25 protein-coding genes and 1 riboswitch are annotated in these 22,648 nt (G+C 70.8%); of the genes, 9 read left to right on the forward strand and 16 right to left on the reverse strand.

From position 1 onward, the window contains the following. From BM198_RS23125 to BM198_RS23155, 7 genes are all read right to left on the reverse strand, one after another. On the reverse strand, window positions 1-501 hold the full coding sequence (locus BM198_RS23125; RefSeq protein WP_074972750.1) for a GNAT family N-acetyltransferase: 501 nt from the start codon (window positions 499-501) through the stop codon (window positions 1-3). Further along, window positions 498-992 (reverse strand): GNAT family N-acetyltransferase, encoded by a 495-nt coding sequence (locus tag BM198_RS23130; RefSeq protein WP_074972752.1) that lies wholly within the window; start codon window positions 990-992, stop codon window positions 498-500. The genes BM198_RS23125 and BM198_RS23130 overlap by 4 nt, the downstream gene beginning before the upstream one ends. Window positions 993-1,000: 8 nt before the next feature. Then, window positions 1,001-1,561 carry a DUF4136 domain-containing protein gene (locus BM198_RS23135; RefSeq protein WP_074972754.1) on the reverse strand — a complete coding sequence of 187 codons (561 nt, stop codon included), beginning with the start codon at window positions 1,559-1,561 and terminating at the stop codon, window positions 1,001-1,003. A 95-nt stretch (window positions 1,562-1,656) separates the two neighbouring features. Beyond that, on the reverse strand, window positions 1,657-2,256 hold the full coding sequence (locus tag BM198_RS23140; protein ID WP_074972756.1) for a DUF4136 domain-containing protein: 600 nt from the start codon (window positions 2,254-2,256) through the stop codon (window positions 1,657-1,659). 50 nt (window positions 2,257-2,306) lie between these two features. Next, window positions 2,307-3,059 (reverse strand): methyltransferase domain-containing protein, encoded by a 753-nt coding sequence (locus BM198_RS23145; protein ID WP_074972758.1) that lies wholly within the window; start codon window positions 3,057-3,059, stop codon window positions 2,307-2,309. Beyond that, complete coding sequence (locus tag BM198_RS23150; RefSeq protein WP_044411248.1) at window positions 3,056-3,361, reverse strand: nucleotide pyrophosphohydrolase; 306 nt, start codon at window positions 3,359-3,361, stop codon at window positions 3,056-3,058. The genes BM198_RS23145 and BM198_RS23150 overlap by 4 nt, the downstream gene beginning before the upstream one ends. A gap of 78 nt (window positions 3,362-3,439) precedes the next feature. Further along, window positions 3,440-4,297 carry a MaoC family dehydratase gene (locus BM198_RS23155; protein WP_074972760.1) on the reverse strand — a complete coding sequence of 286 codons (858 nt, stop codon included), beginning with the start codon at window positions 4,295-4,297 and terminating at the stop codon, window positions 3,440-3,442. Between the two features lie 183 nt (window positions 4,298-4,480). Here BM198_RS23155 and BM198_RS23160 point away from each other — a divergent pair, with 183 nt between their 5' ends. Next, complete coding sequence (locus BM198_RS23160) at window positions 4,481-5,485, forward strand: AraC family transcriptional regulator (RefSeq protein ID WP_044411304.1); 1,005 nt, start codon at window positions 4,481-4,483, stop codon at window positions 5,483-5,485. Window positions 5,486-6,356: 871 nt separating this feature from the next. Here the strand turns inward: BM198_RS23160 and cobJ are convergent. Genes cobJ through cobG form a run of 4 tightly spaced genes read right to left on the reverse strand, consistent with a single transcriptional unit; the run spans window position 6,357 to window position 10,685 of the window. Further along, the gene (gene cobJ, locus BM198_RS23165; RefSeq protein ID WP_074972762.1) at window positions 6,357-8,003 is read right to left on the reverse strand and encodes a precorrin-3B C(17)-methyltransferase; all 1,647 of its coding nucleotides are present in this window, start codon (window positions 8,001-8,003) and stop codon (window positions 6,357-6,359) included. Beyond that, window positions 8,003-8,749 (reverse strand): precorrin-2 C(20)-methyltransferase, encoded by a 747-nt coding sequence (locus tag BM198_RS23170; protein ID WP_074972764.1) that lies wholly within the window; start codon window positions 8,747-8,749, stop codon window positions 8,003-8,005. Before BM198_RS23170 ends, cobJ begins: the two co-directional genes overlap by 1 nt. Beyond that, window positions 8,749-9,375: a precorrin-8X methylmutase gene (locus tag BM198_RS23175; RefSeq protein ID WP_074972766.1), complete on the reverse strand. Its 627-nt coding sequence runs from the start codon at window positions 9,373-9,375 to the stop codon at window positions 8,749-8,751. The genes BM198_RS23170 and BM198_RS23175 overlap by 1 nt, the downstream gene beginning before the upstream one ends. Next, window positions 9,372-10,685 (reverse strand): precorrin-3B synthase, encoded by a 1,314-nt coding sequence (gene cobG / locus BM198_RS23180; RefSeq protein ID WP_074972768.1) that lies wholly within the window; start codon window positions 10,683-10,685, stop codon window positions 9,372-9,374. Before cobG ends, BM198_RS23175 begins: the two co-directional genes overlap by 4 nt. A gap of 88 nt (window positions 10,686-10,773) precedes the next feature. After that, a riboswitch (cobalamin riboswitch) is annotated at window positions 10,774-10,971 on the reverse strand. A gap of 232 nt (window positions 10,972-11,203) precedes the next feature. Here cobG and cbiE point away from each other — a divergent pair. From cbiE to BM198_RS30565, 4 genes are all read left to right on the forward strand, one after another. Further along, window positions 11,204-12,406, forward strand: coding sequence for a precorrin-6y C5,15-methyltransferase (decarboxylating) subunit CbiE (cbiE, locus tag BM198_RS23185; RefSeq protein ID WP_074972770.1), 1,203 nt, complete (start codon window positions 11,204-11,206; stop codon window positions 12,404-12,406). Continuing rightward, a complete protein-coding gene (locus tag BM198_RS23190) occupies window positions 12,403-13,134 on the forward strand; it encodes a cobalt-precorrin-6A reductase (protein WP_074972772.1) in 732 nt (243 codons plus the stop codon). Before cbiE ends, BM198_RS23190 begins: the two co-directional genes overlap by 4 nt. Beyond that, the gene (locus BM198_RS23195; protein ID WP_074972774.1) at window positions 13,131-13,838 is read left to right on the forward strand and encodes a (2Fe-2S) ferredoxin domain-containing protein; all 708 of its coding nucleotides are present in this window, start codon (window positions 13,131-13,133) and stop codon (window positions 13,836-13,838) included. The genes BM198_RS23190 and BM198_RS23195 overlap by 4 nt, the downstream gene beginning before the upstream one ends. A gap of 152 nt (window positions 13,839-13,990) precedes the next feature. After that, the gene (locus BM198_RS30565; protein WP_074972776.1) at window positions 13,991-14,116 is read left to right on the forward strand and encodes a type II toxin-antitoxin system CcdA family antitoxin; all 126 of its coding nucleotides are present in this window, start codon (window positions 13,991-13,993) and stop codon (window positions 14,114-14,116) included. A 16-nt stretch (window positions 14,117-14,132) separates the two neighbouring features. On the opposite strand, the gene BM198_RS23205 is transcribed toward BM198_RS30565, so the two are convergent. The 3 genes from BM198_RS23205 to BM198_RS23215 all read right to left on the reverse strand — a co-directional run bounded on the left by BM198_RS23205 (window position 14,133) and on the right by BM198_RS23215 (window position 17,331). Further along, window positions 14,133-15,275 (reverse strand): MFS transporter, encoded by a 1,143-nt coding sequence (locus BM198_RS23205; RefSeq protein ID WP_074972778.1) that lies wholly within the window; start codon window positions 15,273-15,275, stop codon window positions 14,133-14,135. A gap of 395 nt (window positions 15,276-15,670) precedes the next feature. After that, entirely contained in the window at window positions 15,671-16,399 is a 729-nt protein-coding gene (locus BM198_RS23210) for a vWA domain-containing protein (protein ID WP_083422462.1), read from the reverse strand. Further along, on the reverse strand, window positions 16,324-17,331 hold the full coding sequence (locus tag BM198_RS23215) for a magnesium chelatase ATPase subunit I (RefSeq protein WP_074972780.1): 1,008 nt from the start codon (window positions 17,329-17,331) through the stop codon (window positions 16,324-16,326). Before BM198_RS23215 ends, BM198_RS23210 begins: the two co-directional genes overlap by 76 nt. A gap of 513 nt (window positions 17,332-17,844) precedes the next feature. Here BM198_RS23215 and BM198_RS23220 point away from each other — a divergent pair. Continuing rightward, window positions 17,845-18,936, forward strand: coding sequence for a 3-deoxy-7-phosphoheptulonate synthase (locus tag BM198_RS23220; RefSeq protein WP_074972782.1), 1,092 nt, complete (start codon window positions 17,845-17,847; stop codon window positions 18,934-18,936). Window positions 18,937-18,987: 51 nt separating this feature from the next. On the opposite strand, the gene BM198_RS23225 is transcribed toward BM198_RS23220, so the two are convergent. Next, window positions 18,988-19,329 (reverse strand): zinc ribbon domain-containing protein YjdM, encoded by a 342-nt coding sequence (locus BM198_RS23225; RefSeq protein WP_044402578.1) that lies wholly within the window; start codon window positions 19,327-19,329, stop codon window positions 18,988-18,990. A 297-nt stretch (window positions 19,330-19,626) separates the two neighbouring features. Here BM198_RS23225 and BM198_RS23230 point away from each other — a divergent pair, with 297 nt between their 5' ends. Together BM198_RS23230 and cysC are read left to right on the forward strand one after the other, a co-directional pair. Further along, complete coding sequence (locus tag BM198_RS23230; protein ID WP_074972784.1) at window positions 19,627-20,337, forward strand: sulfotransferase family 2 domain-containing protein; 711 nt, start codon at window positions 19,627-19,629, stop codon at window positions 20,335-20,337. Then, a complete protein-coding gene (gene cysC / locus BM198_RS23235; RefSeq protein WP_074972786.1) occupies window positions 20,324-20,932 on the forward strand; it encodes an adenylyl-sulfate kinase in 609 nt (202 codons plus the stop codon). The genes BM198_RS23230 and cysC overlap by 14 nt, the downstream gene beginning before the upstream one ends. 102 nt (window positions 20,933-21,034) lie before the next feature. On the opposite strand, the gene BM198_RS23240 is transcribed toward cysC, so the two are convergent. Then, window positions 21,035-21,511, reverse strand: coding sequence for an LEA/WHy family protein (locus BM198_RS23240; RefSeq protein ID WP_373467116.1), 477 nt, complete (start codon window positions 21,509-21,511; stop codon window positions 21,035-21,037). A gap of 233 nt (window positions 21,512-21,744) precedes the next feature. Between BM198_RS23240 and BM198_RS23245 the strand changes: the two genes are divergently transcribed. Beyond that, window positions 21,745-22,644: a YihY/virulence factor BrkB family protein gene (locus tag BM198_RS23245; protein WP_083422463.1), complete on the forward strand. Its 900-nt coding sequence runs from the start codon at window positions 21,745-21,747 to the stop codon at window positions 22,642-22,644. Window positions 22,645-22,648 lie beyond the last annotated feature (4 nt).

Raw genomic sequence — 22,648 nt, forward strand, 5'->3', positions numbered from 1 at the left:
TCAGCCAACAACCCGCCGCATGGCCACGCGCCCGCTGAGGCCGGCTTCACGCTCGGCGGCAAGGTGTGCGGCGAGGGCGCTGTCGCAGGCGGCTTCGGCCAGTACCTGGAAGCCCGCGCGTTCGTAGAAAGGGCGGTTCCAGGGCACGTCAGCGAAGGTGGTGAGGGTGAGGCAGGGCAACCCTTCGGCGCGGGCGCGTTCGGCGGCGGCCTCCAGCAGGGCGCGGCCGTGGCCCTGGCCGCCGTGGTCGGGGTGCACGCTGACTTCGGCGATGTGCAGCCCCTGGCCTTCACGCTCGGCCAGCAGGAAGCCGACGGCGTGCCCGGCGTGCTCCACCACCCACAGCAACCCGGCCTCTAACCCGCGCTGGAGTACGTCGCGCGGCAGTGTGTGGCCGCGCAGGTGCGCGGGCAGGTGGGTGGTGCTGAAGCGTTCGGCGGCGAGCCGTTCGATGTCGCCCAGGGCGGGCAGGTCGGCGGGGTGGGCGAGGCGAAGGGTCATGAAGCGGCATCTACCAAGGGTTTATCCATCTGCACCAGGGCCACGCGCTGGCCGCCCGGTGCCTGGCGCTCGACGATGGCGCGGGGCTGGTAGCCGAGGCGGGTGTAGAGCAGCAGGCCGCCGGTGTTGGCGTTGAAGCAGGAGATTTTCATCAGCCGGGCGTCGTAGCCGGCGCGGGCCTGCTGTTCCATCACGCCGATGAGGTACTGCGCCACGCCCTGGCCTCGGGCCCAGTCGGCCACGAGCATGTTGCCGAGGGCGCAGTAGGCGCCCGGTTCCCATTGGTAGAAGTTGGCGAAGCCGGCGATGCGCCCGTCCAGCAGGGCGACGGTGCTGCCCTGGCGCTGGGCGATGGCGTCGGCCAGTTGCTCGACGCTGAAGGGCCAGGTGGCGCGGGGGTAGGCGAAGAAGAGTTCGTCGGCATCGCGGGGGAAGCGGACGACCTCGGCGAGGTCATCCGCGCCCACGGGGCGGTGGCTGAGTACGGACATGGAGGGACTCATCGGGGCGGGTAGTGGTCGAGGATGCGGCCGATGGTGTCGCGGATGGCAGCTTCGCGCTCGGCGGGGCTGGGTGGGGTGGCGGGGAGGATCTGGGCGGCGCTGCCGCGCCAGACGAGCTTGCCGTCCTTGCTGTCGTAGAGGTCCACCTGCAGGGTGCCCACCTGGTAGTCGTAGGTGCGGGTTTCGGTCAGGCCGGGGCCGCCCCAGTAGTTGCCCCAGCTGCCGCCCCAGTAGCCGCCGTAGTTGGTGCTGACCTGCTGTTGGCGGTCGTCGACGATCAGCCAGCTCTGCACCAAGAGGTCGGCACGGGCGCCGGGTGCGGCGGGGCGCAGGCCGCGCTGGTCGAGCTGCTGGGTGAGGGCGTCGCGCAGGCGTTGTTCGGTGAGGTCGCTCTTCAGGCGCGGGTCGTCGGGGCGGTACTGCAGGGCGGGCTCTTTCCAGGCCCAGCTGCGGTAGGCGCCGAAGTCGCGGGTGCGGTCGTAGTCGCGGTCAATCTCCACGCTCTGGCAGGCGGCCAGCAGCAGGATGGAGGCGAGCAGGAACAGGCGGCGGATCATGGTGGGTCTCCTGGGCCGGGGGGCCTATCCAATCCCATGCCGGGGTGGCCGGCAAGGGTCTGGGTCAAGGTTTTGCACGCGGTCGGGGGTTCGTTTCAGCGCGGGGGGTACTCGCCGAGGGCTTCGGCGGTGGCCTCGCGCAGGGCCTGGTTGCGGTCGCTGCGCTCGCCGCTGGCGTCGGTTTCGGCGCTGCCGGTCCACACCACCTGGCCGTCGCAGGCGTCGCGGAACTCCAGGTAGACCACCGCCACCTGCACCTCGTAGGTGCGCACCAGCGGGGCGCTGGCCCAGCCGCCGTAGCGGTCGCCCCAGGGGTCGTTGCCGTAGTAGACGCCGCTGCGGTCTTCGTATTGGCGCAGGCGTTTCTCGAAGCGCAGGCTGGCGCTCACCCGCAGGTCGGCGCCGGCCGGGTCGTGGGCCTGGCGCAGGCCGCGCTGGTCGAGCCCGGCGTTGACGATCTCGGCCATCTGCTCGGGGGTGACCCAGGTGTTGCCGGCGGGCAGGCGGCCGTCCTGCCAGCTCCAGCTGCGGTAGCGGCCGAAGTCGCGCGGGGCGGCGGGGTAGGCGCTGCGGTCGAAGTGGGTGGCGGCGCCGGGCGGGGCCGGCGGCATGGGCAGGGACTGGGCCTGGTAGGGGTTGGGGCTCTGGCAGGCGCTGAGCACCAGCAGGCTGGCGATGAGGGTGGCGCGGTGCATGGTGGCCTCCGTCGAGGCGGGTTCTGGGTGCCCCGTTTCCGGGGCGCTGCTCATAGCGGGCGGCAGATCCAGTGTAGATAGCGCCCCAGGCCGGCGAAGGCCGGGTGACGCCGGTGGGCCAGTTCCATCTCCAGCAGGTCGGCCAGTTCGGCACGGGCCTGGAACTCGCTGGGCATGTAGTCGTGGAACACGCGGATGCCGCTCTGCGCTTGGACACGCCAGTGCGTGCCGAGTTGCGCGGCCAGCTCGCGCGGGTCCAGCGGGCGCTGGGGGGTGAGGCTCTGGCCTTCGCCGGCGAAGCGGTTGCGCCGCAGCTTGCGGAAATGCCCCTTGAGCAGGTTGCGGTAGATGAGCGCGTCGCGGTTGTAGAACGCCAGGGACAGCCAGCCCTCCGGGGCGGTAAGGGCGTGCAGGGCCGGGAGGATGGCGTGGGGCTCGGCGAGCCATTCGAGCACGGCGTGGCAGATGACCAGGTCGAAGCGGCCGTCGAGCTGCTCCGGCAGGGCCTGCCAGGGGGCCTTGATGAAGGTGGCCTGGCAGCCGGCTTCGGCGAAGCGCTCGCGGGCGCCGTCGAGCATCGGTTCGGCCGGTTCGGCGAGGGTCACCTGGTGGCCGCGCTGGGCCAGCCAGAGGCTCATGTGGCCGAGCCCGGCGCCGACGTCGAGCACCCGCAGGGGGCGTTCGGGCAGGGCTTCGCCGAGGTCGGCCTGGAGCACTGCGAGGCGGATGGCGCCCTTGGCGCCGCCGTAGATCTTCTCCGCGAAGCGCGCGGCGAGGGCGTCGAAATGGCGGTCGTCGGTCATGGCAGGAAGCGCCGTTCGCTGTCGGCCAGCTTGTCCAGCACGGCCTGGTTCATGTCGATGCCCAGTTCGCTGCACATCAGCAGCAGGTAGAGGATCACGTCGCCCACTTCCTGGCCGGCGTGGTGGAGGGTATCGGCGTCGAGCTGGCGGGACTGGTCTTCCGTCAGCCACTGGAAGATTTCCACCAGCTCGGCCATCTCCACGCTGGCGGCCATGGCCAGGTTCTTGGGGCTGTGGAATTGGCGCCAGTCGTTGTGGTCACGAATGGCGTGCAGGCGGCGGGTAATGGCGTCGAGGTTCATGCGGCTCTCCTGGGAGGCCGCATAGCTTGGTGCCGGTGGCGGCGGGGTGCAAGCGCCGCGCAGGGGGCGGCGCTGGTGCTAGTCGGCCAGCGGTGCCCAGCTGCCGGCCATGTGCGGCAGGTCGTCCTTGCCGCGCAGGGCGAACTGGCCGCTGGGGCCAGCGGCGCTGGCCAGCAGGCGAACCTCGGCAGGCAGCAGGACGGGCTTCTGGAAGCGCACCTCCACCTCGTAGCCGGCATCCGGCAGGTGGGCGCCGAGGGCGGCCAGGGTGCGCGCCTTGTTCCACAGGCCGTGGGCGATGGCGCGGGGGAAGCCGAACAGCTTGGCGCTGGGGGCGCTGAGGTGGATGGGGTTGTAGTCGCCGGCGACGCGGGCGTAGCGCCGGCCGATGTCCTTGGCGGCGCGCCAGTGGTCCAGCTCGGTCAGCGGCAGGGCGTCGACCTCCTCGCGGGGGGCGGGGGCGCCGTCCAGGCGCAGGCCCCGGTAGAGGATGCGGCTGTCGCCCTCCCAGAGCAGGCCGAGCTGGTCCTCCAGGCGGGTGATGAGGCTGAAGGTGGCGCCTTTGTCGTGGGAGCGCAGGTCCTGCACGGCGACGCTGACGCGGAACGGCCCGAGGCCGCCGAGGGTGCGCAGCACGCGGATGCGGTTCTCCAGGTGCACCAGGCCGAGAAGCGGGAAGGGGAAGCGCTTGTCGGTCAGCAGTTGCATCTGCAGCGGGAAGGCGAGGATGTGCGGGTAGGTGGCCGGCAGCCGGCCGTTGTCGCCAAAGCCGCAGACCTGGCGATAGCGCGCCAGGTGGCGGGCATCCACCTCCACCTGGGTGCGCAGGCCGAGGTCGGGCAGGGTGCGCCCGCTGGCACCACGGCGCAGGGCGGCACGCAGGAACAGGCCGGGCAGGGCCGGGAGGGTGGGCAGGTCGAGCCAGTCGGTGGCCATGGGCGATCTCCTCGTTGCGAACGCGATGCAGCTTAGCCGCCCCGTCCGGCGGCACATTGGCCGCGCCGCATGGCGTCCTGGCAGGGCAGTCAATCCGTCCGGGCGGCTCAAGCGCGCCTTGAGCGCACGGTAAAAAGCTGCATAAGATGGCCCCCGCCTCGCATGACAAGAATTCGGAAAATGATGCGTGACCTGACCGACGACGTGGCGCTGATGCGCGCGGTGATCGACGCCCTGCGCGCCAGCGGCGCCGACCCTGACAAGGTGTTGGGGCGGCTCGGCCTGCCAGCGGGCGGCCTGCCCGCCGGACGCTTCCCCCATGCTGCCCAGGCCCAGTTCTGGCGGGCCGCGGCGGAAGAGTGCGGGGAGGAGCATGTCGGCCTTTACCTGGCCGGCCACCTGCCGGCCTTCCACGGCCTGCTGCTGGAATACCTCTTCCTCTCCAGCGAAACCTTCGGCGATGGCCTGCGCCACGCCCTGCGCTACGTGCGCCTGCTCTCCGACACCCTCAATGCCCGCCTGGAAGTGGACGGCGACCGCGCCGTGCTGTCCCTGGGCCAGAGCATCGGCAGCAACCGGCACTTCCCGGAGATGCTCGCCGGGGCGGTGATCCGCCTGTTCCATGCGCTGACCGAAGGTGACTTCATCCCCCGCGAGGTGCTGCTGATGCACGCCGAGGGCGCGCCGGCCGAGCGCTACCAGGCGGTCTACGGCTGCCCGGCACGCCTGGGCGCCGAGCGCTACGCGCTGGTGTTCGACGCCGCCGTGCTGGACAAGGCCTCGCGCCATGCCGCGCCGGAACTGCTGCGCATGCACGAGTCCCTGGCCCGTCGACAACTGGCGGAAGTGGAGCGGCTGGACCTGGTGCGCAAGGTGCGCGAGCTGATCGGCGAACTGCTGGTGGACGGCGGCGCCACCCTGGAACAGGTCGCCGCCCGCCTCAACATGCCCGCCCGCCGCCTGCGCGAACGCCTGGCCATGGCCGGCGTGCGCTTCAACGATCTGGTCACCGACTACCGCTGCCGCCTGGCCAAGGAGTTGCTGCTCAAGACCGACGAACGCATCGAAGTGATCGTCGAGCGCACCGGCTTCTCGGAACCCAGCACCTTCTACCGCGCCTTCAAACGCTGGGTCGGCGAAACCCCCGTGGAATTCCGCCGCCGAGGCCGCCCCCAGGCTGACGCCTGACCCGCCCCTGCCAGTCCGTAGGATGCGGTGAGCTCGGCGAACCGCATCAATCCGCCCCCGGCCCACCATGATGGGCTTCGCACAGCTCAGCCCATCCTACGGGGGCCTCGGCGCTACCCGGTGAGCGCCGATCTAGGGGGGGTATCCCCAAGGCCTGGGTGCCGGGAGTTGGTGGATGAAAAGAGCGTCATCCCCCCTACGCGAGCCTGCGCCGGGTGGATCGCACTCCACCGATCCACCGTCTCGACGCCGGAACGGAGTGAGTCCGTAGGATGCGGTGAGCTATGCGAACCGCATCAATCCAAGCCCAGCCCGCCATGATGGGCTTCGCACAGCTCAGCCCATCCTACGGGGGTCTCGGCGCCATCCGGTGAGCGCCGATCTATGGGGTTATCCCCAGGCCTGGGTGCCGGGAGTTGGTGGATGAAAAGAGCGTCATCCCCTCTACGCGAGCCTGCGCCGGGTGGATCGCGCTTCATCGTCTCGACGCCGGAACGGAGTGAGTCCGTAGGATGCGGTGAGCTCGGCGAACCGCATCGATCCACACCCGCCCGCGATGATGGGCTTCGCACAGCTCAGCCCATCCTACGGGTGCCGCCGTGCCATCCGGTGAGAGCCGATCTAATGGGTTATCCCCAGGTCTGGGCGCCGGGAGTTGGTGGATGAGAAGAGCGTCATCCACCCCACGCGAGCTTGCGCTGGGTGGATCGCGCTCCATCGATCCACCGTCTCGACGCCGGAACGGTGTGAGTTCGTAGGATGCGGTGAGCTATGCGAACCGCATCATTCCGCGCCCAGCCCGCGATGCCATCCGGTGACTACCGATCCACCACCGTAGCCCGGGAACTGGGGTTATCCCGAAGGACGAGGCTCAGCGATACCAGCGCGGGGTGTAGACCCATTCGTGGCCGTTGGGGCGGGGGATGCGGCGGGTGAGGGAGGAGCCGATGATCACCAGGGTGCGCATGTCCACCTGGTCGGGGGTGAGGTCGCCGAGGGTCGTCACGGTGAGCTTCTCCGCCGGGCGGCCGATGTCGCGGCCGAGCACCACCAGGGTCTCGGGCGTGCGGTGCTGGCGGACGATCTCCAGGGCGCGGGCCAGTTGCCAGGGGCGGGCCTTGGAGATGGGGTTGTAGAAGGCCATGGCGAAGTCGGCGGCGCCGGCGTGGTCGAGGCGCCGTTCGATCACGTCCCAGGGTTTGAGATTGTCCGAGAGCGAGATCAGGCAGAAGTCATGGCCCAGGGGCGCACCGGCCTTGGCGGCGGTGGCCAGGGCGGCGGAGACGCCCGGCTGGATCTGCAGGTCCACCTGCTGCCAGGCCGGGGCGCGGGAGTCGTCGAGGGCTTCCAGCACGGCGGCGGCCATGGCGAACACGCCCGGATCACCGGACGACACCACCACCACCCGGCGCCCGCTGGCGGCCAGCTCGAAGGCGTGGCGGGCGCGTTGCAGCTCTTCGCGGTTGTCGGTGCAGTGGGCCACCTGGTCGGCGCGCAGCGGGCCGGCCATGCGGATGTAGGTTTCGTAGCCCAGCAGGTCCTGGGCTTCGTCGAGGGCCTGGCGGGTGGCGGGGGTCATGAAGGCCGGGTCTCCGGGGCCGAGGCCGATCACCGTCAGCCGGCCTCGGGCCTGGCCGATGCGGGTCGGGTCCAGGGGCGCGTCGGCGCGGTACAGCTGCAGCGCGCCGAGACGGGCGACCGGCGCGGGCAGGTCGGCGTCATCACGGGCGAAGCGCAGCGGCACGCCCAGTTCGGCGGCCGTGGCGGCCAGCCCGGCGTCGCTCATGCGCGCCGGGTCGGCCACCAGGCAGGCCAGGGCCTGGGGGGCCAGGCCGGCCGTGGCGAGGGCCTGGCGGATGGACTCGGCCGAGGCCTCGCCCTCCACGCGCAGCACCAGCACGCGGGGGTGGATCAGCAGTTCGTCGCGGGCGGCAGGGCGTTGTTCGGGGGTGATGTGCAGGGTCAGCTTGGCGGCGCTGTCGCGGGGCAGGGCGACGGCTTCCAGCCAGGGGGCTTCACCGGCCACGTGCAGTGTCTGGCCGCCGAGCAGGTCGGCGACGAAGCGCTTGCCCTGTTCCAGGTCGGCCAGGGCGTAGCCCTCCGGCGGGTCCAGCAGGCAGGTGCCGAAGCGCAGTTCGCCACTGGTGGTGATGGCCGGGGCCACGTCCAGCCAGGCGGCGATCTCGCGGGCCAGGCTGTTGACCCCGCCCAGGCCGCCGAGCAGGGGCACCACGGCGCTGCCGTCTTCGGCCAGGGCCAGCACCGGCGGTTCGGCGCCCTTGTGGGCGAGCAGCGGCGCGAGGGTGCGGATGACGATGCCGGCGGCGCACAGGGCGATGATCGGGGTGTCGTTGCGGTACAGCTCGCGCAGGGTCTCGCCGAACTCGCTGTAGCGTTCGTCGGCACCGTCGACGCGCCCGGCGAGGCCGAGCACCCGGGCCTGTGGATAAAGCGCCTGGAGTCGACGGGCGACGGCCAGGCCGCCGTTGCCGAGGAGGACGATGGCGGGGGCGTTCATCAGCCCCTCCATTTCTGGCCGGGGACCAGGATCATCGAGAAGTACGGCGAGGCCATCGGGTCCACCTCGTCCAGCGCCACGATGCGCTGGTTGGCCATGGTGGCGCGTTCGACGTAATGGGCGCGGTCGGCCAGGCCCAGCTCGCCCAGCACGCGGCGCACCTTGTCGAAGTTGCGCCCGAGTTTCATCACCACGGCGGCTTCGGCGGTGGCCAGGCGGGCCTTGAGTTCAGCCTCGGGGAGCACCCCGGAGAGCACCGAGAGGCTCTGGTTGCGGTACACCAGCGGCAGGCCGAGCACGGCGGCGCTGCCGAGCATGGAGCAGACGCCGGGCACCACCTCCACCTCGTAGCGGTCGGCCAGGCGGTCGTGCAGGTACATGTAGGAGCCGTAGAAGAACGGGTCGCCTTCGCAGATCACTGCCACGTCGCGGCCGGCGTCGAGGTGCTCGGCCACCTGTTGGGCGGCGGTGTCGTAGAAGTCGCTGATCACCGTTTCATAGGACAGCGGCGGCTCCAGCTTCTCGGTGGTCACCGGGTACACCAGCGGCATGCGCACCTGGGCGTCCGCCAGGTGCTGCTCGATGATGCCGAAGGCGTTGCCGCCCTCGCCGCGATTGGCCTTGGCCTTGGCGACGAAGTAGCCCACCACCTGGGCCGATTGCAGCAGGCGCAGGGCCTTGAGCGTGATCAGTTCCGGATCGCCCGGTCCCACGCCGAGGCCGATCAGCCGTCCCTTGCCACTCATCACTCCACCTCCGTGGCCAGGGCGTTGATGGCGGCGGCGGCCATGGCGCTGCCGCCGCGACGGCCGCGCACCACCACGTAGGGCACGCCGCGGCTGTCGGCGGCGAGCATGTCCTTGGACTCGGCCGCGCCGACGAAGCCCACCGGGAAACCGAGGATCAGCGCCGGTTTCGGGGCGCCGGCGTCGAGCATTTCCAGCAGGTAGAACAGCGCGGTGGGGGCGTTGCCGATCACCACCACGCTGCCTTCCAGGTGCGCGCGCCAGTGCTCCAGGGCCACTGCCGAGCGGGTATTGCCCAGTTCGCGGGCCAGCTCCGGCACGCCGGGGTCGTTGAGGGTGCAGATGACCGGGTTGTTGGCCGGCAGGCGGGCGCGGGTGATGCCTTCGGCCACCATGCGCGCATCGCAGAGGATCGGCGCGCCAGCGGCCAGGGCGGCGCGGCCGGCGGCACCTGCTCCGGGGGAGAAGGCCAGATCCTGCACCACGTCGACCATGCCGCAGGCGTGGATGATGCGCACGGCGAGCTTCTCCAGGTCCGGCGGGATGGCGCTGAGGTCCGCCTCGGCGCGGATGATGGAGAAGGAATGGCGATAGATCTCCTGACCATCGCGGATGTAATCGATCATTCGGTGGAGCTCCAGCTGTCAGGAGTGGCGGCCAGTCGGGCGCTGGCCTGTTCGAGGTCGAGGTCGCTCGCCAGCAGCAGGCCGAAGCCGCTGCGGGCGCGCTGGTAGAGGTCGTAGCGGCCCGGTTCGCGGGCCAGCAGGGTGAAGGGCGCGACGTGGGCGGCGGCGCAGGAGCGCGGGCAGCCGGTCAGGTGCAGCTGCACCCGGGGCGGCAGGTGCGGCGCCAGGGCCAGGGCGTCGGCCTTGGTGTCGGCCAGGCTGCGTGGGCAGCCGCTGGAGCCGGTGCAGGCGATGAGCCGGGCCAGGGGGGCGTCGGGGTCGGTGACCAGGCCCAGGGCGGCGAGGGCGGCGAGGGCACCGTCGAGATCGCGGGGGGCCGGCAGCAGCACCGATTGCCAGGGGGTGAGGCGCAGGTGGCCGTCGCTCTGCTGGTCTGCCAGGTCGGCCAGGGCCATCAGTTGTTCGGCATCGAGCCGGCCGAGGGGGGCGGCGGCGCCGGCATGGCGGCCAGCCACGGCGCCCAGGTGGCCGAGGGCGCCGGCGGTGTCGCGGCGCCAGTCCGGCACGGCATGCAGGGGCGCGCCGAGGCGGGCTTCCAGCTCTGCCAGCAGGGCGGCGGGGCCGAGGTCGGCCAGCAGGTGGCGCATGCGCGTCTGCTCGGGGCGGGCGCGGTCGAGGAACAGATGCAGCAGCGCCTCCACCAAAGCCGGCACCTGGGCGGCGGGCACGGCGCCCAGGGCGGGGGCGTCGTACGCCTGTTGCGGCGGGCACCCTGCCAGGCCGAAGGCGAAGAGGGCGTCGGCCTGCGGCCCGAGGGCGCAGAGCCAAAGGTCGTGGGGATGCTCCAGCATGGCCAGGGCTTCGCCGCCGTCCAGCAGCAGGGCGAACTTGGGCGACAGGGCGTGGAAGCGCGGGGTGTCCTGCAGCAGGGTCAGCAGGCGATCGGCCAGGGCGGCGGTCGTCTCGTGGCCGGGCACCAGGCCCAGCAGCGGGCTGACCATCAGGTTGCGCACGTCGTCGGCGCCCGGCGAGGGGGCGCCCAGGTCGGCGGCCAGCAGCGCGTCGATCAGTGCCGCTTCGGCACCGATCCGAACGCCGCGGATCTGCAGGTTGGCGCGGTTGGTGGCCTCGATCACGCCGCTGGCGTATTGCCGGGCGGCTGCGGCCACGGCGCGGGCCTGGCGGGCCTGGAGGCGGCCGCAGGGCAGCTTGATGCGGCAGATGCCGCCATCGCCGGATTGCACGATGCGCAGCAACCCCGGGCAGGCCGAGGGGCGGACGGTGGCGGCAGCGGATTCGGCCTGTTTCAACGGGTCACCCTGGTTGGCGTCGCGGCGACCGGAATATCCCTAGCCCAGGGACACGTTTGCATCGATACACCCCGCCCGATGCGCTCACACGCGACTGGTTTCACCGGCAGGTCTCCTGGCTGGCAGGTCGTCATCCTCCGCGGCCTTCCCGAGCGCTGCTCAGTGGCCAGGGTGCGTGGACTCGCTGCTTACAGTTGCGGGGGCAGCCACGGTGCGACCGTGTTCCCTCAGTGTCCGGATGGACGCTGGCCAGCGCCGTGTGGGCACCTCTAAAAACGTAGGCGAGGCGGTCAGCGCAAGGCGAAAACAGGCGAAAAAGCGCAGTTTACGTACGGTAAATGAGCATTTTGAGCCTGTTTTTAACGCTGCGATGACAACGCAGGTAGTTTTTAGAGGTGTCCTTGTGGGGCGCCGGCAACCAATGAAGGACGCTATTATGCCCGCTTTGCGCGACATGAGGAAAAGGCTGCCTGTCGGAACGGCAAGCGGCTGACACCTCGCTAGAGACGGGAGTTTCCATGCAGCCCTGGCTGACGGTTGTGGGTATCGGTGAGGACGGCTATGCGGGCCTCGGCAAGGCGGCGCGCCATGCGCTGCTGGGGGCCACTGAAGTGGTGGGGGCGCCGCGTCAGCTGGCGCTGCTGCCGCGCTGCGTCCGTGCCGTGCGTACGCCCTGGCCGAGCCCGTTCTCCCTGGAGCCGGTGCTGGCGCGGCGGGGCACGGCCCTGTGCGTGCTGGCCAGTGGCGATCCGATGCTGTTCGGCGTGGGCGCCAGCCTGGCGCGGCAGGTGCCGGCCGAGGAGATGCAGGTGCTGTCGGCGCCTTCGTCCGCAGCCCTGGCGGCGGCACGGCTGGGCTGGCCGCTGCAGGAGGTGACGCTGCTGTCCACCGTGGCGCGGCCCCTGGCGGTGCTCAACGGCCACCTGCACCCCGGCGCGCGCCTGCTGGTGCTGAGCAACGATGGCCGTACCCCGGCGGCCCTGGCCGCGCTGCTGGCCGAGGGCGGCTTCGGCGCCAGTCGCCTCACCGTGCTGGAGCACCTGGGCGGCCCCTTGGAGCGCCGGCTCGACGGCCTGGCCAACGCCTGGAGCGACGTGGCGGTGGCCGACCTCAACCTGGTGGCGGTGGAGGTGGCGGCCGACCCCGGCACCCGCGCGCTGCCGGTCACCTGCGGCCTGCCCGACGACGCCTATCGCCACGACGGCCAGCTCACCAAGCGTGATGTCCGTGCCGTCACCTTGGCCCGCCTGGCGCCGCGCCCCGGCGAGCTGCTGTGGGATGTGGGCGCCGGCTGCGGTTCCATCGGCATCGAGTGGATGCGCGCCCATCCGGCGTGCCGCGCCCTGGCCATCGAGGCCAACGCCGGGCGCCAGGCGCACATCCAGCACAACCGCGACGCCCTCGGCGTGCCCGGCCTGCAACTGGTGGCCGGCGAAGCCCCGGCCGCGCTGGAGGGCCTGCCGGTGCCGGATGCCATCTTCATCGGCGGCGGCGTCACCGACCCCGGCGTGCTGGCGCAGTGCTGGGCGCGGCTCAAGCCGGGCGGTCGCCTGGTGGCCAACGCCGTGACCCTGCAGAGCGAGGCGACCCTGGTGGCCTTCCGCGCCGAGCACGGCGGCAGCCTGACCCGCATTGCCGTCGCCCAGGCCCAGCCGCTGGGGGACTTCGACACCTGGCGCTCGGCCCTGCCCATCACCCTGCTGGAAGCATTCAAGCCATGAGCCGCCTCCTGCTGCTGGGCGGCGTGACCGAGGCCCTGGCCCTGGCCCGTCGCCTTGGCCCCGCCCATGTGTACAGCCTCGCCGGCCTCGGCAAGGTGCCCCAGGACCTGGCCTGCCAGGTGCGCGTGGGCGGCTTCGGCGGGGCGGACGGGCTGGCGCAGTACCTTCGCGAGGAAGGCATCGACCTGCTGCTGGACGCCACCCACCCCTATGCCGCGCAGATCAGCCACAACGCCGCCCGCGCCGCCGAACTGGCCGGGGTGCCCTGCTGGGCGCTGCGCCGCCCCGGCTGGCAGGCCGGCCCTGGTGACGATTGGCGCGAGGTGGACGACTGGGCCGGCCTGATGGCCGCGCTGGCGCCGTTCCGCCGGCCCTTCTTCACCCTCGGCCGCGAGCCGCTGGAGCACCTGCACAGCGTGCCCGAGCACCAGCACTGGACGGTGCGCTGCCTGCAGGGGCAGGCCCCCGGCGAGCGCTTCGAGGTGATCGGCTCGCGCGGGCCGTTCCACCTGGACGAGGAGCGTGCGCTGTTCGAGCGCCTCGGCACCGACGTGCTGATCAGCAAGAACAGCGGCAGCCAATCCACCGAGCCCAAGCTGCAGGTGGCCCGCGAGCGTGGCCTGCCGGTGCTCATCCTCAAGCGCCCGGCATTGCCGCCGGTGACCCGCGAATTCGACTCGGTCGAGGCCCTCTGGCAGGCCCTCGGCCCCTACCTGGACACACCATGACCGCCACCGTTTACGCCCGCGTGCTGTTCGCCGGGCCCGACCTCGCCGAGGGCGCCTTCGCTGAGCTGTTCCGCCGCCAACTGGTCGCCCTGCGGGGCGAGGCTGCATTGGCCGATGTGATCGATACCGGCACCGGCCTCGACGCCCTGCGCGAGGCCGTACAGGCCAGCCCGCGCCCGCTGCTGGTGATCGACCTCGATCCGCAGAGCACGCCGCCGCACCTGGACTGGCTGCGCAGCGAACTCGGCCAGTACCCGGCGCCGGAGCAGCTGTTCATCGCCAGCCTGCTGGGCCAGTACGACAGCGACCCGGCCGGCGCCGCCTGCGCCCTGGTGGCGCGTACCGAACTGCACCTGGCCTGCGCCGAGGTGCCGGCGTTGCCGGAGAGCCACGCCTGGTCCTGCATTCCGCCCCATGCCCGGCGCCTGCTGCTGTGCAACGGCCCGCGCTGCACCCGCCGGGGCGCGCTGCCGCTGTGGAAAAAGCTGCGGGAGACCCTCAAGGCCGCCGGCAAGCTGGAATGCGCAGGCGGCGTGCACATCACCCGTACCCAGTGCCAATACCCCTGCGACCTCGGCCCCACCGCCAGCCTCTACCCGGAAGGCGAGTGGTACCGCCTGGAGAGCGAAGAGCAGGTGCTGCGCTGGGTGCAGGCGCGCATCGTCGAAGAGCGGGCGGTGCCGGAGTTGTTGATGAAGGGGTGAGTACCTGCGCACGCGCTCATGGAGGTCAACCCATGCCTGTCCTGTATGACCCTCGGGCTCCGAAGAAACCTGTCCGCCTTGGCGTCAACGGCGACCTCCTGGGACAAGCCCGAGCGCTCGGCATCGACCTGCCCACGACCTAGGAGCAGGCCCTGGTCGAGGTTTTGCGGGCGCGCCAGCGTGAGGCCTGGCTGGCGGAAAACGGCGAGGCCATTGCGGCCTACAACCAGCACGTGGAAAACAACGGTGTCTTCAGTGACGGGCTGAGGCGCTTCTGATGCAGGCCGCTCCCGCTCAGCGCACGAACCAGCGCGCCGTCAGCGGGGCCGAGAGCATCAGCACCCCGAGGATCACGAAGGCCGTCACCAGCCCCAGCCCCTGGGCGACGAAGCCCACCAGTGCCGGCCCGGCGAGCACGCCGGCGTAGCCCACGGTGGTCACCGCCGCCACGGCGAGATTGGCCGGCATGGTGCCCTGGCGACCGGCAGCGCTGAACAGCACCGGCACGATGTTGGCCGCGCCCAGCCCCACCAGCAGGAAGCCCGCCAGCGCCAGGACGGTGTGCGGTGCCAGCAGCATCAGCGCGAAGCCGGCCGTGGCCAGCAGGCCGCCGCCCACCAGTACGCGGTATTCCCCCAGCCGGGCGATCACCCGGTCCCCGGTGAGCCGACCGCTGAGCATCGCCAACGAGAACAGTGCGTAGCCGATCCCGGCCTTGGCCGGATCGAACTGGCGCGTCTCCACCAGCAGGATGGCGCCCCAATCCAGCAGCGCGCCTTCGGCCAGGAACATGGCGAAGGTCAGCGCCCCCAGCAGCAGGACCAGCCCGCGCGGCACCACGAACAGCGGCCCGCTGCCGCCCGAGCGGGTGCGCAACAGGCGCGGGGCGGCGAGGGCGAGGCCGGCGATCACCACCAGCAGGGCGACGAGGATCGCCGGCAGCGGTGCCAGGCCGGCCGCCAGCAGGCCGGTCATGCCCAGGGAACCGACGAAGCCACCGAGGCTGAACAGGCCGTGGAAGCCCGACATCAGCGGCACCGGCGCATCGTTCGCTACCTCCACGGCGTGGATGTTCATCGCCACGTCCATGGCGCCCAGGGAGGCGCCGAACAGCGCCAGCGCGAGGGCCAGCAGCAGGCTGGAATCCGCGCCGGCCAGCAGCGGCATGGCGCAGCACAGGCCCACCCCGCCCACCAGGATCACCGGGCGCGCCCCGATCCGCCCCGCCAGCACACCGGCCACCGGCATCGACAGCATTGAGCCGGCACCCAGGCACAGCAGCAACAGCCCCAGCACCGCTTCGCCGATGTCCAGGCGCGCCTTCGCATAGGGCACCAGCGGCGCCCAGCAGGCCATGCCGAAACCGGAGACGAAGAACGCCAGGCGCGTGGCCAGGCGGGTGGCAGGGCTGTCGGCACAGGGCACGGCGTGGGTCATGGGCGCTTCCGAACGGGAAAAAGGGGTGGACCCTATCACGGACGCGCGCGCCTTGTGGCTCCACCAGGCGGTTGATGGACGAGGTCGTGTGGTCGTGAGTGGGGCTCGCCTTGGGGGGATGGAGCTCCTTTCACCCAACCGTTCCGGGCACTCCGGCTTTGGGGATAAACCCGATCCCGGGATGAAGACCGTGCAACGAAAGGTGGATCGGTGGAGCGCGATCCACCCTACGGGGCTGGGGGGCTCGCGTAGGGTGGATGGCGCTCTTTTCATCCACCAATTCCAGGCACGCAGCTTTGGGGATAACTCCGGTCCTGGGCTGAGGCCCGGGCTACGAGCTGGTGGGCTGAAGGCCACCCTACGGGTGGTGTCTCAATCCGTGTACCCCTGATGGATCAATCCGCCAGCGCCTGGTACTCGGCTTCGAGGAGGGTGGCGAGCTGGCGGGCGCGGCCGAGGCGGATGGGGCCGGACTCGATGTCCACCAGCAGGGTGGTGCAGCCCAGGGGTTGCAGGGCTGGCAGGTCCTTGAGGCGGCCGTCGGTGAGGATCAGCACGCGCTGCTCTTCGCCGGGCCGTTGCCGCTGGCGTGTGGCCAGCCAGCGCGCGGCCTGGGCCAGGGCGTCGGGCAGGGGCGTGCCGCCGCCGGCTCCGAGGCCCTGCAGCCAGGGTTGCAGGCGGGCGTCGGCCTTGCGGCCCTGCCAATGCCACTGGGCCTGGCGACCGCTGGCGGCGAGCACGGCGAGGCGTGCGCGTGCCCGGTAGGCGTCATCGAAGAGCTGGGCCAGCAGCCCCTTGGCACGGGACAGGGCGCCGTGGCGGCGGGTGGAGGCAGAGGCGTCGACGATCACCAGCCAGAGCTGTTCCGCTGCGCGGCTGCGGGGTGTGCGGATGAGGTCTTCGGCCCGGCGCGGGCGGCCGCGCAGCAGGGTCGGCAGCCAGGCGATGGCGCCCCCTTGGCCGGGACTGCGGGCGCCGCTGCGGCCTTGGCCGAGGCGCCCTGGCCGGGGCTTGGCACCCGTCCCCTTGGCGTGGTGCGGGCGGGTGCTCAGGGCTTTTTTGGCCAGGCGGGCAGGGCCCTGCGTTCCCCGGTGGGCATGGGTTGGGCGGGCAGTTCGCCCCATTGGCCTTCGCCGCTTGCGTCCTGCTGGGGGCGGGGGGGCTGGGCAGGCGCTTCGCGGGGTGGCTGTGCGGCCGGCGGCGGCGCGTGGTGGCGACGGTGGGCGAGGGCGAAGTGCTCGACGGCGTCGATATCCTCGGGGGCGATGGCGGTCGCGCCGCGCCAGGCGGCGTGGGCGCGGGCGGCGCGCAGCCAGACCAGGTCGGCGCGCAGGCCGTCGACGCCGGCGTCGAAGCAGCGCTGGGCGATGGCGTCCAGGGCGTGGTCGTCCAGCGGGATGGTGGCGAGGTGTTCGCGGGCGTCCTGGCAGCGGTGGGCCAGGGCCTGCTGGTCGGCGCTCCAGCGGGCGATGAAGGCGGTCGGGTCGGCGTCGAAGGCCAGGCGACGGCGGATGATCTCGGCGCGTTCGGCCGGAGCCGGGGCGTGGTCGAGGCTGACCTTGAGGCCGAAGCGGTCCAGCAGCTGCGGGCGCAGGTCGCCTTCTTCGGGGTTCATGGTGCCGATCAGCACGAAGCGCGCCGGGTGGGCGTGGGACAGGCCGTCCCGCTCGACACGGTTGGTGCCGCTGGCGGCGACGTCCAGCAGCAGGTCTACCAGGTGGTCCGGCAGCAGGTTCACTTCGTCCACGTAGAGCACGCCCTCGTGGGCACGGGCCAGCAGGCCGGGGGAGAAGCGTGCGCGGCCTTCGCCGAGGGCGGCGTCCAGGTCCAGGGTGCCGACGATGCGGTCCTCGCTGGCGCCCAGGGGCAGGGTGACGAAGATGCCGCGCGGCAGCAGGTCGGCGATGCCCCGGGCCAGGGTGGACTTGGCCATGCCGCGCGGGCCTTCGATCAGCACGCCGCCGATGGCGGGGTCGATGGCGGCGAGGTAGAGCGCGAGCTTCAACGCGTCGGCGCCGACCACGGCGCTGAGGGGATAGTGACCAGGTTCGGACATGGTGGGTTCCTGCTCAGACATGCCGCGCATGGTAGCGAAAGGCCGATGCAGCCGATAGAAATCCGTGATTGAACGGCGCCACGGGATGCAGTAGGTTAGCCAGCATTCGCTTTGGAGATCGTCATGTCGCACCGTCCGTCCACTTCGCTCATCGCTGCTCCGGCCCTGGCCGTGGCGGGTGCGCGCGTGGCCGCTGCGACCGGCTATTTCTACGGGTATTGGTTTAGCCACGGGCTGACCTGATACCCATCAGGCGGCCCACTCCAGCAGGGTCGCCGCCAAAGCTCCACGAAACCCCCGGTCGGCAACCCGACCGGGGGTTTTTGTTTTCCGACGGTCCACAAGACCACCACGACGTTACCGAGGATCGCACCATGATCAGCTACCGCACCTATCGCTATTACCGCACCGACTGGCGATTTAGCCGCTCCACCCGCACCCCCACACCGACAAGTCGAACACCCAGTTAGTGCGCCGCGCGCGGACCTGCCGCGCCGGCCGAGGAACCCAGCCATGAATTCGTCCGTTTCCGCCCTGTCCACCGCCGCCCAGCCCCTGCACGTCGTTGCCCTGGATGCGCCGGTATCGTCCTCCCGCACCACCCGCCCCCTGCCCACTCCTGCCGAGCTGCGCCGCCGCTTGCCGCTGTCCGTCGAACTGGCCCGCCAGATCCAGGCCCAGCGCGAAGCCGTGCGTGCCGTGCTGGATGGCGAGGACCAGCGCTTGCTGGTGGTGGTCGGCCCCTGCTCGATCCACGACCCGGAGGCCGCCCTGGACTACGCCCGCCGCCTGGCGGCCCTGGCCCCGCTGGTGAGCGACCAGTTGCTGCTGGTGATGCGCGCCTACGTCGAGAAGCCGCGCACCACCGTCGGCTGGAAGGGCCTGGTGTACGACCCGCACCTGGACGGCAGCGGCGACATGGCCGAGGGCCTGGCCCTGAGCCGTCGGCTGATGCTGGAGATCGCCGGGCTCGGCCTGCCGGTGGCCACCGAGCTGCTGCAGCCGCTGGTGGCCGGCTACCTGGACGACGCCCTGAGCTGGGCGGCCATCGGCGCGCGCACCAGCGAGTCACAGATCCACCGCGAGATGGTCAGCGGCCTGGACCTGCCGGTGGGCTTCAAGAACGGCACCGACGGCAGCCTCGGCATCGCCACCGATGCCATGCGCTCGGCGGCCCACGCCCACCAGCACTTCGGCCTCGATGCCCAGGGTCGCCCGGCGCTGGTGGAAACCGCCGGCAACCCGGACACCCACCTGGTGCTGCGCGGTGGCCACAAAGGCCCGAACCATGATGCCGCCAGCGTGCAGGCGGCCCGCGAAGGGCTGGAGAAACTGGGGATCGCGCCGCGCATCCTGGTGGACTGCAGCCACGCCAACAGTGGCAAGGACCCGCTGCGCCAGCCGGCGGTGCTGACGGACGTGATCGATCAGCGCCTGGCCGGCCAGAGTGCCCTGCGCGGGGTGATGATCGAGAGTCACCTGTTCGACGGTGCCCAGTCGCTGTCGTGCGAGCTGCGCTACGGCGTGTCCATCACCGATGGCTGCCTGGGCTGGGAGGGGACGCAGCGGATGCTGCTGGAGGCGGCCGCGCGGCTGCGCGGTTGAAACGAGCCGGGCGCACCGCGAGGGTGCGCCCGTGACGCGGAGGTGCGGGGGTCAGACCTTGCGCACGAACTCCGACTTGAGCTTCATGGCGCCGATGCCGTCGATCTTGCAATCGATGTCGTGGTCGCCGTCCACCAGGCGGATGCCCTTCACCTTGGTGCCCACTTTCACCACCAGGGACGACCCCTTGACCTTCAGGTCCTTGATCACGGTGATGGTGTCGCCGTCCTGCAGCACGTTGCCGACCGAATCCTTGATCACGCGGCCTTCTTCAGCGGCGGCTTCGCCAGCCTCGGCGGACCATTCGTGGGCGCATTCGGGGCAGATCAGCAGCGCGCCGTCTTCGTAGGTGTATTCGGAATTGCACTTGGGGCAGGGTGGCAGGTTGCTCACGGGGTACTCACTGTGTGGCACGAAAAAGGCCGCATAGTGTATAGGGTTTTAGCCCCGGATTGGCGGTGGCTATGCGGGCCGGGCTTTGTATCGGTTTGCTGACACTCTTTACCAACTGGGCATAAGCCGTGGCATCGCGGTTGATAAGGTTTTCGCAGGGAGCATGACTGCTCTTGCGTACAGGGATGTGGCGACCTTAATCACAGAGCACCTCTAAAAACGTCGGCGTTTACAGCGCAGGTCTTTTAAAGAGGTGTCTCACCGGGCCGTGAGGCTCCGCACTACCAGGACCACCCGATGCTGCAACGCTTCCTCTGGAAACTCCTGCCCAAGGCGCAACGGCGCTTCCTGCTGGACCGCCTCTCGGTGGTGGACCGCCAGGCCGTGAACAAGGCGATGTCGGCCAACCTCGCGTTTCCCGAGCCGTTCCAGCAGCGCGCCTGCCTGTTCATCCACGTGCCCAAGTGCGCCGGCAGCAGTGTCTGCCTCAGCCTGTTCGAGGGCTGGTACCCCGGCCACCTGCCGCTGTACTGGTACGAGCGGCAGTTCCCGGAGCAGTACGCCGAAAGCTTCAAGTTCACTTTCGTGCGCGACCCGCTGGAGCGGGCCTATTCGGCCTATGCCTTCCTGCGGGGCAACCCGCTGTCGACCCGCGATGCCGAGGCCCAGCGCCTGGTGCGGAGCTTTCGCGACTTCGACGAGTTCGTCGCCCGCTGGCTGCACCCGGACAATCTCCACCGCCAGCTACACTTTGCGCCGCAGACCGATTTCCTGGTCGATTCGCTCGGGCAACTGGCCGTGGATTTCATTGGCCGCCAGGAAAACATGGCGCATGATTTCCACCGTCTCTGCCAGCGGCTCGGGGTCCAGGCCGACCTGCCCCGCGCCAACGTCTCATGCGAGCGCCAGGCGGCGCCGGTGAGGCAGTTCTGTACCGCTCGAACCCGCCGCCTGGTGCGACGGGCCTATCAACGCGACTACGAGATGCTTGGCTATGCCCAGTCCTGACTCCTCCGCCGTGCCGGCGTGGATCCGCCCCTACAACCTGGCCCTGTCCAAGTCCGCGCGCGCCGCGATCAAGCACCAGCGCCCCTGCTGCATCTGGTTGACCGGCCTTTCCGGTGCCGGCAAGTCGACCCTGGCCAACGCCCTGGAGATGGAGCTGAACGCTCGTGGCCTGCACACCTTCGTGCTGGACGGCGACAACGTGCGCAACGGGCTCTGCCGTGACCTGGGCATGGACGATGCCTCGCGCCGCGAGAACATCCGCCGCATCGCCGAGGTGGCCCGGCTGATGGTGGATGCCGGGCTGGTGGTGATCGTCTCCGCCATCTCGCCGTTCCGAGCCGACCGCGAGGCGGCGCGGGCGCTATTCCAGCTGGGCGAGTTTCACTGCGTGTACGTCAGCACCTCCTTCGAGACCTGCGCCCGGCGCGACCCGAAGGGCCTGTACAAGGCCGCGCAGGAAGGGCGCATCCGCAACTTCACCGGGCTCGACAGCCCCTACGAGCCGCCGCTGGACGCCGAATGCGTGATCGACACCGAGGAGGTGGAGGTGCCGCAGGCGCTGGAGCTACTGGTGGACCTGGCGCTGGGGCGTTAGGCGCTCGGCGGTTCCCGGCGGGGCCGTTCGGCCTCGCCCGCCACCTCGCTCCATGGGGCGCCGCTCCGTCCCGCCCCGCCTGTGCTTCCAGCTACCCACCGCTCAATACACCTGCACCGGTTCGGCCAGGTTCAGCACGCCGCTGTCGTTGAAGCGCACGGTGCCCCAGAACCCGCCGCCGAGTTTGCCGCGCACGCTGTAGGGAATGCCTGCGCGGGTGTTGCGGCTGCTGGTGGCGCCCCAGGCCTGACGCAGGGCGGAGAAGGCCGAGATGGTCACCGGCACGCTCACCACGGTTTCGCTGAAGCGGGGGATTTCCCCGGCCTGGTCGGAGACGCCGCTGGCCAGCGGCTGGTCGTTGATGTCCAGGTCCAGGGCGATGCCGTTGTAGCGGATGGGCGTGTCGTTGGGGTTCTGCACCCGCAGCTTCACCACGAAGCGCATCTCCAGCCCCTGGCCGGGGACCGGCTCCATGCCCACCAGGTCGATGCGCACCGGGTCCCGTGGGGCCAGGTTGGCGCAGCCCGAGAGCGCCAGCAGGAGCAGGGTGCAGAGCAACGCGTGGAGGGGGTGGCGAATCGTGTGCATCGGGGCGGTCCATCGACAACGGGAGCTGTGTGTACAGACCGGTCGTGGCGCCGATCATTCCCCGCCGGCCGCAAAGCGCAGCGCGGCGCAACGCTGCGACCCGCCGGGATGCCGCGGCCCAGGCGCGGCGGCGCCGGGCTGACCGCCGGTCGGAAAATCCCCCTGAACTCCTGCCTCCGCTGCGCCGTCCATTGCCTTGCCAAGGAACTAGAGCGAGCCGAGCCATGATCCGCTACCTGGGCCTGAAGGGCGTCAAAGGGCGCACCCTGCTGGTCAGCACCGTCAACGAGTTCATCGACGATGAGCTGCCGACCTATGCCTCGGCGCTGGCCTTCCAGATGTTCTTTTCCCTGTTCCCGTTCCTGCTGTTGCTGATCGCGCTGATCGGCTTCCTGCACCTGCCGACCTTCTTCGAGTGGTTGCAGACCCAGGCGGCGCTGGTGCTCCCGGTGGAGGCGATGGACCTGGTGCGCCCGGCCATCGAGCAGTTGCAGACGCAGAAGCCGGGGCTGTTCTCCCTGGGTGCGGTGGTGGCGCTGTGGTCCGCCTCGTCGGCGGTGCGTTCGAGCATGGATGCGATGAACCGGGTCTACGACGTGGTGGAGAGCCGCCCGGCCTGGAAGCGCATTCCGCTCTCGGTGCTCTACACCCTGGGCGTGGCGGCCTTCCTGCTGGCGGCGGCGGGCTTGATGATCACCGGGCCGCAGGCCATGGGCTGGCTGGCGCAGCGGGTGGGCATCGAGGAGGCGGTGGTGATCCTGTGGAACTGGCTGCGCATTCCGGCCGCGATCCTGCTGATGATGGCGGTGGTGGCGACCCTCTATTACCTGCTGCCGGACGTGAAGCAGGAGTTCCGCTTCATCACCCCCGGCTCGGTGCTGGCGGTGCTGGCCTGGCTGCTGGCCTCGTTCGGCTTCAGCTACTACGCCCAGCACTTCGCCACCTACAACGCCATGTACGGCAGCATCGGCGCCATCATCATCCTCCTGCTGTACCTCTACCTGTCGGCGGCGGTGCTGCTGCTGGGGGCGGAGCTGAACGCGGTGATCGAACACCACTCCCGCGAGGGCAAGAACCCCGGCGAACGCCGGCCGGGGGAAGACGGCAGCGTGGCGCAGGGCTGAGCCC

It is taken from the genome of Metapseudomonas otitidis (assembly GCF_900111835.1).
In the GTDB taxonomy this organism is placed as follows: Bacteria; Pseudomonadota; Gammaproteobacteria; order Pseudomonadales; family Pseudomonadaceae; genus Metapseudomonas; species Metapseudomonas otitidis.